The organism is Nitrospirota bacterium (assembly GCA_040756155.1).
Classification (GTDB): domain Bacteria; phylum Nitrospirota; class Thermodesulfovibrionia; order JACRGW01; family JBFLZU01; genus JBFLZU01.
In genome coordinates this window covers 4,470-7,220 of sequence record JBFLZU010000002.1, presented here as the reverse complement: position 1 = coordinate 7,220, position 2,751 = coordinate 4,470, and the positions used below count along the sequence as shown (strand labels likewise).

The 2,751-nt window shown below is 42.4% G+C and carries 3 protein-coding genes; all 3 read left to right on the top strand.

What is annotated here, in order from left to right; translation table 11 throughout:
• Window positions 1-449: 449 nt before the first annotated feature.
• The 3 genes from AB1488_00200 (at window position 450) to AB1488_00190 (ending at window position 2,598) form a co-directional block, all read left to right on the top strand.
• On the top strand, window positions 450-1,817 hold the full coding sequence (locus AB1488_00200) for an alginate export family protein (protein ID MEW6408528.1): 1,368 nt from the start codon (window positions 450-452) through the stop codon (window positions 1,815-1,817).
• Between the two features lie 63 nt (window positions 1,818-1,880).
• Window positions 1,881-2,195, top strand: coding sequence for an AbrB/MazE/SpoVT family DNA-binding domain-containing protein (locus AB1488_00195; GenBank protein ID MEW6408527.1), 315 nt, complete (start codon window positions 1,881-1,883; stop codon window positions 2,193-2,195).
• On the top strand, window positions 2,188-2,598 hold the full coding sequence (locus tag AB1488_00190) for a PIN domain-containing protein (protein MEW6408526.1): 411 nt from the start codon (window positions 2,188-2,190) through the stop codon (window positions 2,596-2,598). The genes AB1488_00195 and AB1488_00190 overlap by 8 nt, the downstream gene beginning before the upstream one ends.
• The last annotated feature ends 153 nt before the right edge of the window (window positions 2,599-2,751 follow it).

The window sequence follows — 2,751 nt, the reverse complement described above, 5'->3', positions numbered from 1 at the left end:
CTCTTTCGTGGCAAAAAATCCATAATACTGTGGCAGGATGGAAACATTATAAGTGATAAGTGATAAGTAATAAGTGAGAAGTGAAAGGTAAAAAAGATAAAAAACCTCTATTTTCAATTAATTCCTCAACTCCTAACTCAAAACTCACAACTCCACACTGTTGTTTCAATCCCTGGCATTAAATTTGCTTTATTTAAACGACAGGAAGAGGAGAGAATCAAAAAAGTCTTGACAAAGCGTGAAATGGATGGTATAGGTTTATATGTTTTTATTTTATTAAGATGTTGAGATCCAATGTTATATAGCCGAGGCGTCTTGCTTCGGAGTCCGTAGATTTGGGACTTTGCCCATAAATCCATAGATAGGAGGTGATAGCAGAAAGAAAACCGATGTAGTGCAGGGGTAGTTAGGTATTTATTCACTGTTATTTATGAAAGGAGGATTTGAGTATGAAAAAATTCTTTGCAATATTTTTCGGGACACTTCTCCTCGTTGCCCTCGCAGCACAGGCTTATGCAGAGATTAAACTCTCTGGCACAATGAGGGTGAGGGGAAGACAGGGTCATCAGTTTGACCTCAATGACAGACTCTGGCTATCAGGCAGGTCTGGTGAAGGTCAATACTATGACCAGCAGGTAAGGCTCCAACTTGATGCCACTGTATCACCTAACCTCAAGGCATTCATCGAGATTCAGCATGAGGGTGGAGATAACGCAACATGGGGTATTACTGGAACAGGTGATCAATCACACCAGGGCTTCCAGGGTGTTCAGTCCAGATACTTTGGTGCCCTCCGTCAGGCATGGATGCTTTACACTGGTAAAGGGCTTGGGTTTACTTCAGGATTGAAGGCCGGTCATCAGTTGCTCAAACTCGGGCATGGTCTCTTCTATGATGCAACCAAGTATGGCAATGATGCGATTGTCTTCTTCATGGACCCGACAAAAGAGACCCACATCGGCTTGATTACGATAAAGTTCTCCGAAAGCACAGCCAATGTCAATAACGATGTGAATGGCTACACTGCCCTTATCATCCACAAACTCGATGCCAATAACAAGATAGGCATTGACCTCACACAGTTAAGGGGCGAGAATGCAAGCAGGGCTACAACCACACGGAAAAAGACCGATGTGCTGAACGAAGTTGGTATTACTGCTGATGGTAAAATTGCCGGGCTTACATACAGGGCAGACCTCCAGATTCAGAGTGGTAAAGGTGATAGCAATTTCGGGAATGTCAATGGTCAGGGCTCAAGTGGTTGGACAGCACTTTCTACAACAGAGAATATAAAATATTCTGCCTGGGCATATCTCGTCGGTGTAGACTACAAGGTTGACCCTGTAACAATAACCCTCGAGACCGCTGGTGGAAGTGGTGATGATTCTGCAACAAACAAGCAGAAAGCATTCCAGACCTTCCTTGGTGGTGACCCGAGATATACCTATGTCTATGAGTTCAGGGTAGGTCAATCAGGTCTTGGCGCTGCCGGGACAGGTGCATGGTCGCCAATCTCATTCGGTCTTTCAAACACAATCTATTACAAGATCGGTCTTGCTGGAAAGGCTACAAAGGACCTCGCGCTTTCGGGAGCATACTATGTTCTGAGGGCCGATAAGGCAATGGCTATAACTGGTGTCTCAGGGGGTACAAATAGAAACCTCGGCACAGAGTTCGATGCAAAAGCCATATATAAACTCGCAGCGAACCTTGAGTATGGCATCACATACGGTGTGTTCAAGCCGAGCAACTTCTATGACCTGACACCAAAAGACACAGCATGGTCAGTGGACCATTGGATCGCAATGAAGTTCTAACACCCCGGAGCAGTTGTTTCATTACTGCTCCCCTACATCGGAACCCCATCCTGAGAAATCAGGATGGGGTTTTTTCTTGACAAACACTATAATTTTGTAGTATTTTTAAAATTAGTAGGATATAAACTAATTGCAGGAGATATTATGCAGGTAGTAAAAATATTACCAAAAGGACAGATAACGCTACCAAAAAATGTGCGGAAAAAATTAAACATAAACATTGGAGATACACTGGTAATAGAAGAAACAGACGATAAGATAGTTCTAAAAAAGGGGAAAACCATATTCGACTACATGGGAACATTGCCGAATCTTGGTATGAGTATTGAGGAGATGATAGAAAAGGCGACAGAGGAGGTTGCAAAAGAAAGTGTTTAAGGCTTTCATAGACACCAGTGTAATACTCAGGCTTTTGGTTAAGGATGATGATATTAAACAGAAGAGTGGTGAAAAGCTTATTAAAGGAGCAAAGGATAAAGGAATAACCTTATATCTTCTATCAATTGCTGTTATGGAGACAGTGTTTGTTCTGGAAAAGGTTTATAAGCTTGACAGGAAAGTAATAAGAGAAATGGTATTGGCTATTCTGAATACCCCTGAGATAAAGGTTGAAATGGAGGATGTCTTCAGAAGTGCAATTGAAGTATATGCTGGCAAGAATATAAGATTTGCCGATGCAGTAATGGGATATTCAGGATTAGAGAAAGGATTATCAACTGTATATACTTATGATGAGAAAGATTTTAAAAAGATAGAAGGACTTGAGGTGAGGAAGCCTTGAAGTAAACCCCGCACCCCACTTTCGCGGGGTGCGAGGACTGCGCTGGCGGGGCTTTCTGGGTGCGGGGTAGATGCCTCTCTTCTCATCAATTACTATTGCATTCATTATTGGTATAGTTGCCGGATATTTCTTTATATACCTCCCAATTACAGT

Coding starts and splice junctions, on each gene's coding strand:
- AB1488_00200 (MEW6408528.1), top strand. CDS start 450: ATGAAAAAATTCTTTGCAATATTTTTCGGGACACTTCTCCTCGTTGCC.
- AB1488_00195 (MEW6408527.1), top strand. CDS start 1,881: ATGGGGTTTTTTCTTGACAAACACTATAATTTTGTAGTATTTTTAAAA.